Here is an 8,050-nt window from a genome sequence, read left to right as displayed (position 1 = left end):
ATGGCGAAATCCTTGCCGTAGTGCGAGCATCTTGCTCGCTACATTGAGCATCTTGCTCGCTACATTGAGCATCTTGCTCGCTACATTGAGCATCTTGCTCGCTACATTGAGCATCTTGCTCGCTACATTGAGCATCTTGCTCGCTACATTGAACATCTTGCTCGCTACATTGAGCATCTTGCTCGCTACATTGAGCATCTTGCTCGCTACATTGAGCATCTTGCTCGCTACATTGAGCATCTTGCTCGCTACATTGAACATCTTGCTCGCTACATTGAACATCTTGCTCGCTACTCATACCCAATTTAAATGCATAACAGCTTACTCGGATAACCAGCCAAATACGAGTTATGTTTACCTGAATTGTACGCGATCGCGAGTGCTTATTGCGAAGACAGCGTAACGACGAATCTACTATTAACTGGAATCTTGAGACTGTCCACATTGTTTACAATACGGTAAATACTTATAAGTCATACTATGACAATTATGACATTCAGCGTATTGATAAAAACCACAGTGGGGACAGTAAGCATCATGGGTCGGAATTTTATTAGCACACCGGATACATCGTGATTTTTGGACTCGCCTAGCTGCCTGAATTTTTGGATTAAAGACAATTTTTTGGAAAAACTTGATAATGCCAAACCCAATCAGAGGAATTAGTAAGATATAAGCATAACTGACCAGAAAAACGAGTCCGCCTAAAAGGGTGCTAATCAGAGCAACGAGAAATTGAACGATTGTACCAAATTGCAGAAACTCAAAGAGCTTAAAGATCAGTGGTACAAAAAAGACGACTGACAAATGCCAGCTAATTAGGGCAATAAGTCCATATCCTTTTCGTTGAGCAAAATTATAAACTGATAAGGAAAGGAAAATTAGTGGCAACAGGAAAAGCGCTTGAAAGCTGAATTGGATGCTCGGATACCAAAAGGATGCCCGCTGGTAGGCGTTTTCAATGGATTGAAATGTCCTTTTGTTCTTAAGAAAGTTAATGAAAACTAAACTTTCGGGTTTTGCGGTCAGTTGATTTTTAAGCTGAGCAATTTCCTGTTTAAGCCTAGCAATATTGCGGTTATTTTGTTCAAGTTGCTGTTTGGCTTGCTCTGCACCCACTCTATTAATAGACTGATCACGAGACTGACCTGCTATTTTTTCTAATAAAGTTGAGTCATATTGCTCACGAATACTGCGATTCGTTTGTTCAAGCTGACTTATTTCTTCTTGTTTCTGATCAATAGCCGCTATGATTTGCTGATTTTCAGGATTATTGAGTTTATCTTTGTAACTGCCGTACTCTAAGCAGGTTTTAGACACTGTGCCTAGATGTCCAACCGCTGCTTGTTGATAGGGTTGCTGAAAATTAGATTGATAGTTTATTGCCGATCTCACTGAAGACTGGATAATCTCATAATCTTTATCTGAAATTGTTTGAGTTTGGTAATTTTTCCACTCAGAATAACAGGGATAAGCCGATGAAGGGCTAATATACCATTGGCTAATATTATTCAGTCCGGTAAAAACATTGACTAAAATAAAAATATCAATCAAGATAATGACAATCAAACTTACCTTGTTCAGAGGTTCATCGTTGATTGTCCTTGATCTTCTAAAAAACCGATTCAACAGACGGCGGATTTGGGTAAGCATAGTGTTTTTTCGTAAGCTTTTCGGTATTTGATGATTGGTTAGCTGTTTACATGGGATGCAAAATCTACCCTTCCTCTCCAGACACAAATTTGTCGGATTCCCAGTCAACCTCAGTACAACGACAAAATTTATATCTGGAAACTATCCGCAACCCGCTTTTAGTTAAGATTATCGCCGAGTATAGCAAAATTGGCGCTTACCCAGACGCGATCGCACGACTCTCAACGATTAGCTATGATGAACCATTACCCGATAATCAAGGCTATTCAGTCCGAATGCAAGGGGAGGTGTTGCTGACTCAAGCTTATATCAATCAGAAAAAGTACGAGCAAGCCTTGTCTTATGCCCAGAACTTAGAACTTGATGCCGCTAAACATCTGATTACCAAACCGCTTTAATTAAAATTGCCCTAAAGGTTCTGGAATTAGACCTGGCATATCTGTAAGGATGATATATATTTGTATACCAAAAACAAGGGGCAGATATAAGTGATTGATATTCTGTGGCTCCTCGTCTGTTCTGGCTTGGTATTCCTGATGCAACCGGGGTTTATGTGCCTGGAGTCAGGGCTGACGCGATCGAAAAATAGTATCAATGTTGCCATTAAAAACTTAGCTGACTTGGGCATATCTATTGCCTTATTTTGGGCGTTCGGATATGCCTTTATGTTTGGCACCTCAGTGCTGGGGTGGATTGGCTCAAGCGATTTCTTCGTTCACGTTGAAGCTACACCCCGACTGGCGGCTTTCTTTTTGTTCCAAGCCATGTTTTGCAGCACCGCCACCACGATTGTCTCCGGGGCGGTGGCAGAACGGATGAAGTTTAGGGCTTATCTAATCTTAGCGGGTTTGGTGTCTGGTCTGATTTATCCCCTGTTTGGACATTGGGCGTGGAACGGGATTGATTTAGCTCAATCAGTGGGTTGGTTAGAACAGCTTGGCTTTGTCGATTTTGCCGGTTCTACAGTCGTACATAGTCTCGGTGGCTGGGTATCCCTCGCCAGTCTGATGATTATCGGCTCACGCACCGGGCGATTTCCGGATCATCTACCACCGCGAAAAATCCACGGTTCTAATTTACCCCTTTCGGTGTTAGGTGCCATGCTATTGTGGATTGGCTGGTTGGGGTTCAATGGGGGCAGCACATTGAGCTTAAATGAGCAGGTTCCTAGCATTATCGTGCATACCGTGCTAGCAGGTATTGCCGGAATGATGGCAGCGGGAATGGTTAGCTGGTATCGGTGTCAGCTTCCGGAAGTCGAATCCCTAATTAATGGTTCCTTAGCGGGACTCGTTTCAATTACCGCCTGTTGCCATGTTGTCACCTCTCCCGCATCCGTGATTATTGGGGCAATTGGGGGTATTATTGCCACCTTGATGTCGAATTGGTTGGAACGGTGGCAGATTGATGATGCTGTCGATGCTATACCCGTGCATCTGGGTGGAGGAATTTGGGGAACATTAGCCGTGGCGTTGTTTGGTCAACCGGAATTGCTGGATACGGGGTTGAGTCCAGTGATTCAGCTTGGTGTGCAGGTAATCGGAATTCTTAGTTGTGGTATTTGGGCATTTGGTTTAACCTATCTCCTATTATTCATCACCAATCGTTTTTTGCCAATGCGGGTGAGTATTGAGGCGGAACAGATTGGTTTAAATGTGTCCGAACATCGCGCCAAAACTGAGATTTGTGACCTGTTTCAGGTAATGGAAGCCCAAGCCCAGACTCAAGATTTAAGCTTACGAGTTCCTGTCGAACCATTTACGCAAGTCGGTCAAATTGCCCAGCGTTATAACCAGGTAATGAATGCCTTAGAAGAGGCATTAACCCGCACCGATGCCATTGTCAAAACCGCAATGGATGCGATTATTACCTTCACCAAACCTCAACTCAAAATTGTCACCGCTAATCCCAGTGCGAAAGAGATATTTGGGTATTCTATCAACGAATTTACGGGTATGAATATTCATCAGCTATTGGATTGGTCAACACCCGTAGCCGATGATACTGATATAGGGATGGAACGGTTATTAAAAGTTGGCAGACATGAGATTGTTGGCTGTCGCGTTGATGGGTCTCGCTTTCCCCTAGAAGCAACGGTTGTGGAAACGAAATCCGGTCAAAATTGTTTTTATACGGGTACATTTCGCGACATCTCGGAACGCAAACAAGCCCAAGCGGATTTGTTTCGGGCAAATCAGGAAATTACTAAGCTCAATGAACGTCTCAAGGCAGAAAATTTGCGATTGAGCGCTGAACTTGAGGTCACTCGTCGCTTACAACAGATGCTGCTTCCAAAAGAGGCAGAATTGAATCAAATTACTGACTTAGAGATTTCTGGATTTATGGAACCGGCGACGGAAGTGGGTGGGGATTATTATGATATCTTACCCTATCGCGATCGCGTCCAAATTAGTATTGGTGATGTGACGGGACATGGCTTAGAAAGCGGGGTATTAAGCTTAATGGTACAAACCGCCGTCCGCACCCTATTAGAAAGTAACCAAACTGACCCCAAGCAATTTTTAGATATCCTCAATCGCACCATTTATCAAAACATCCAGCGGATGAACTCCGACAAAAACCTCACCTTGGCTTTGTTGGACTATCAAAAAGGTATCCTAAATTTGAGCGGACAACATGAAGAGATCATTGTCGTGCGTGCTGGAGGTCATATTGAGCGAATTGATACCATTGATCTAGGGTTTCCCATTGGTTTAGATGCTGATATTGCTGATTTCGTGGCACATCTTCAAGTCCAGTTAAATCCGGGAGATGCTGTTGTCCTCTACACCGATGGGATTCCAGAAGCAGAAAATGCCCAAGGGATACCATACGGCATCGAACGTTTGTGTCAGATTCTCAGTCAGAATTGGCAACAATCCGCTGCTGAAATTCGGCAAGCCGTTATTTATGACCTACGCCAGTATATTCAAGCACAGCAACTTTATGATGATATCACCTTACTCGTAATTAAACAAAGAAAAATTTTTGAAGTTTAATTGCCTATTGCCTATTGCCTATTGCCTATTGTCTGTTCCCTGTTCCCCGTTCCCCGTTCCCTGTTCCCTAACCAATGACAAACAACCCATGGTTTTCAATCCGTTCTGCCCTAAATAATCGCGTTTTTCCTTATTTTGCCGCCTTCTTAACGGTAGTTATTCTGCTAACCGTAGTTAGGGGTTTTGAACGCGCTGAATACCAACGGTTTTCCGAACAACAACGTTCGGATGTTCTCAATCAACTGAGTGCAGCGAGAGCCCGCTTAGAAGCCGCCCTAAACCAGCGACTTTTTCTCACACGAGGTTTATTGGCGTATGTGTCCACGATTAACCCAGACATTACCCAAAGCGAATTTGAGCGTCTCTCTAGCGTCCTCGTTGAAGATCAAGAAGGGATTGAATTCTTAGCCCTGTATAAAGATAACATCGTTAGTCATCTCTATCCCTTAGCCGGAAACGAAGACGCGATTGGCTTTAATCCGATGACTATTCCGGAAGAACGAGACGCCATTGAGAGAGCCATTCAAAGCCGCCAAACCGTTTTTGCTGGTCCGTTGCAGTTAGAACCTAAAAAAAATTGGGGATTTATTAGTCGTACCCCGATATTTATCACGCCCCCCGATCAACCTCCCCAAAGTGGTCGCTATTGGGGTCTAGTTGGTATTGGTTTTGACCGGAACACATTATTTAAAGACGCCGAATTACTGAATCCATCCAGCCAAATCCAATATGCGATTCGTGGCAAAGATGGGTTGGGTGAAACGGGAGACTTATTTTTCGGCGATGCTAGTATTTTTCAACAAAATCCTGTCCGTTTAGAGGTAACGTTACCGAACGGATCATGGCAATTAGCGGCAATTCCTGATCAGGGATGGGCATCAACGGCACCTATTTCCAAATGGTTGTGGATAGGGGGCGGATTATCAGCACTATTAGCTGGAGTGTTAGTTTATATCTTAGTCAGTGAGCCAGTTCGACTGCAAAAAGCGGTTCAACGAGCGACTATCGCATTGCGCCGGAGTCAAGATGCCCTCCAACATGCCAATGAAGAATTAGAAACGAGAGTGGAGAAACGCACGGCTCAATTAGCTCAAGCGAATCAGGAAATTACCCTGCTCAATAGTCGTTTGAAAGCCGAAAATCTACGTCTAAGTGCTGAAGTTGAGGTAACTCGTCGTCTGCAACAGATGATGTTACCTAAACAGGAGGAACTGAACCAGATTGCTGAATTAGACATCGCTGGCTTTATGGAACCCGCCACTGAAGTTGGCGGCGACTATTATGATGTCCTGCAAAATAATGGTCATGTCACTATTGGTATTGGCGATGTCACGGGACATGGGTTAGAAAGTGGAGTTTTGATGATTATGGTGCAAACGGCGGTGAGAACGTTATTGGAAGGAGCGAAAACGGATTCAAAGCAATTTTTAAGTGTCTTGAATCGAACGATTTATCATAATATCCAGCGAATGAAATCGGAGAAAAATCTCACCCTCTCCATCTTGGACTATCACCAAGATAAACTGCGCTTGAGTGGACAACATGAAGAAATGATTGTCGTGCGATCGGGTGGTAAAATTGAGCGAGTTGATACCATTGATTTAGGCTTTCCCATTGGTCTAGTCGCCGATATTGCCGATTTTGTCGCCGATGCGGAAATCCAGTTAAATCCTGGCGATGTGGTGGTTCTCTACACCGATGGAATTCCCGAAGCCGAAAATCCCCAAGGCGTACAGTATGGGATTGAACGTCTGTGTCAGATTCTCAGTGACAACTGGCGACAGTCAGCCCAGGAAATTCGCCAAGCCGTGATTGAGGATGTGCGGCGTCATATTGGGACACAAAAGGTTTATGATGATATAACGCTGTTAGTGATTAAACCCAAACCATCCTTGCTGCGCGATCGCTCCGGCGTCGCACCAATTCAACAGGATAGTTAGGGAATAGGGAACTGGGAAAAAGATTACGCCTGACGTTTACAAGTTATGATTGTTTTCTTTGGCACTCCTCAAACAGACTACCGACAAACGCGATATGACTCAGATCTTTGGAGATTTCAACGAACAGCTACCTCCCAGTGAGGAATACTTGGTTATCCAATTTTCACCCAGCTCGATTCCGTTAAAGCATCGCTGGCGGAATAATGGGTTATCCGCAGATTTCATGGCTGACTATGTGGTAACATTTTTTCCCACTGACCAAGAGGATACGAATGCTACAGCTCAACAAGTGGAGATTAAGAGTGCTGTGAGTTACATTGCCAATGAGCTGTTAGAGAACGCCATGAAGTTTAACGATGATACCTCACCGCACGCCATTAGTATCGCCTTACACCTGTATAACGACAGCTTAGTCTTCTTGACAAAAAACACGGTTCCTCCCCAAATTCTGGATAATTTTCAGGCATATCTCCAGAAATTGACGACATCAGACCCCCAAGAGTTGTATATTCATCAGTTAGAACAAAATGCAGCAGACGAAACCAGCACGGCTTCTCGCTTAGGATTTTTAACCATGATCAATGACTACATGGCAACCCTCGGCTGGAAGTTTGAAACCCTGGCAAAGACGCCACCTATTACCACCGTCACCACCATGGTGCGATTGACAGTATGAAGCGTCAGTGCAGTCGTCAAGGAAAACGGTAAACATGAATTCAACATTTAAAATCCAAAACGAGGTATATTTTAGAGCTTACGGTTCGTGGTTTTAAGCCACGACATTAGACATCTCCGATAATTCATCTGAAACCATTGTCAAACAGTGGTTAAATCTTAATTTCTAGAGATGTCTATGAGTAAGTTTGTTTATTTAATCAGCTTTTGAGAACGCCATAATTTTGTCAAGGATGGGAAAAATGGAAGTTAAAAGTGATACGTATAGTGTATTGTATGATAAAGAAAATTCAACCGTTTCTTGGAAAGGTTCCCTACGGCTAAGTGGCACCGAAGAATATGCACCAATTATAGACTTACTCGATCAAGCCATAGAGAGTCAGCCCTCTATCCTGACGCTTAACTTACGAGATCTGCAATTTCTCAACAGTTCGGGAATTAGCATGTTGTCGAAATTTGCGATTAAAGTTAGACAGAAAAAGACAATTAAAATGATTGTAAAAGGTTCTCAGAACATTCCTTGGCAAGGTAAATCGTTAAAAAACTTACAGCGACTCATGCCAAGTTTAACGCTGGAAGTCGATTAGTGTTCGCGGTAATGCTCAAATAAAAATCTATTGGGTGCAGTACATCTGTATGGGGTTGGACTTTGGACAAAAAAATGAGTTTGCGTAATTTTTACGCAAACTCATTTTTAACTTAATTAAGAGGAATTAATTTGACGATGACCGAAAAGTTTTACTCGTCTTTAACTCCCTCATTTTTCCCAGAGATATCCGGCTC

General features: G+C 43.3%; 6 protein-coding genes and 1 pseudogene. 5 read left to right on the top strand and 2 right to left on the bottom strand.

All coding sequences use genetic code 11. The features are described from left to right. Together RH949_RS09290 and RH949_RS09285 are read right to left on the bottom strand one after the other, a co-directional pair. Positions 1 to 298: pseudogene (locus RH949_RS09290) on the bottom strand (hypothetical protein); the annotation flags it as partial. Between the two features lie 119 nt (positions 299 to 417). Further along, positions 418 to 1,653, bottom strand: a complete 1,236-nt coding sequence (locus tag RH949_RS09285; RefSeq protein ID WP_446352661.1) for a hypothetical protein — start codon at positions 1,651 to 1,653, stop codon at positions 418 to 420. A gap of 50 nt (positions 1,654 to 1,703) precedes the next feature. Between RH949_RS09285 and RH949_RS09280 the strand changes: the two genes are divergently transcribed. The 5 genes from RH949_RS09280 (at position 1,704) to RH949_RS09260 (ending at position 7,854) form a co-directional block, all read left to right on the top strand. Then, positions 1,704 to 2,051, top strand: coding sequence for a hypothetical protein (locus tag RH949_RS09280; protein ID WP_446352660.1), 348 nt, complete (start codon positions 1,704 to 1,706; stop codon positions 2,049 to 2,051). Between the two features lie 90 nt (positions 2,052 to 2,141). Then, positions 2,142 to 4,652, top strand: coding sequence for an ammonium transporter (amt, locus tag RH949_RS09275; RefSeq protein WP_446352659.1), 2,511 nt, complete (start codon positions 2,142 to 2,144; stop codon positions 4,650 to 4,652). Positions 4,653 to 4,726: 74 nt separating this feature from the next. Next, positions 4,727 to 6,592 (top strand): SpoIIE family protein phosphatase, encoded by a 1,866-nt coding sequence (locus tag RH949_RS09270; RefSeq protein ID WP_446352658.1) that lies wholly within the window; start codon positions 4,727 to 4,729, stop codon positions 6,590 to 6,592. A gap of 94 nt (positions 6,593 to 6,686) precedes the next feature. Continuing rightward, positions 6,687 to 7,268, top strand: a complete 582-nt coding sequence (locus RH949_RS09265) for a slr1658 superfamily regulator (RefSeq protein WP_006100126.1) — start codon at positions 6,687 to 6,689, stop codon at positions 7,266 to 7,268. A 241-nt stretch (positions 7,269 to 7,509) separates the two neighbouring features. Continuing rightward, positions 7,510 to 7,854: a slr1659 superfamily regulator gene (locus RH949_RS09260; protein ID WP_446352657.1), complete on the top strand. Its 345-nt coding sequence runs from the start codon at positions 7,510 to 7,512 to the stop codon at positions 7,852 to 7,854. The last annotated feature ends 196 nt before the right edge of the window (positions 7,855 to 8,050 follow it).

It is taken from the genome of Coleofasciculus sp. A1-SPW-01 (genome assembly GCF_040217205.1).
GTDB lineage: Bacteria > Cyanobacteriota > Cyanobacteriia > Cyanobacteriales > Coleofasciculaceae > Coleofasciculus > Coleofasciculus chthonoplastes_A.
This window is presented reverse-complemented; position numbering and strand designations above follow the sequence as displayed.

What these genes read in the sequence shown, in the direction of transcription:
- RH949_RS09285 (WP_446352661.1), bottom strand. Translation starts at nt 1,653, where the DNA reads ATGCTTACCCAAATCCGCCGTCTGTTGAATCGGTTTTTTAGAAGATCA.
- RH949_RS09280 (WP_446352660.1), top strand. Translation starts at nt 1,704, where the DNA reads ATGGGATGCAAAATCTACCCTTCCTCTCCAGACACAAATTTGTCGGAT.
- RH949_RS09270 (WP_446352658.1), top strand. Translation starts at nt 4,727, where the DNA reads ATGACAAACAACCCATGGTTTTCAATCCGTTCTGCCCTAAATAATCGC.
- RH949_RS09265 (WP_006100126.1), top strand. Translation starts at nt 6,687, where the DNA reads ATGACTCAGATCTTTGGAGATTTCAACGAACAGCTACCTCCCAGTGAG.
- RH949_RS09260 (WP_446352657.1), top strand. Translation starts at nt 7,510, where the DNA reads ATGGAAGTTAAAAGTGATACGTATAGTGTATTGTATGATAAAGAAAAT.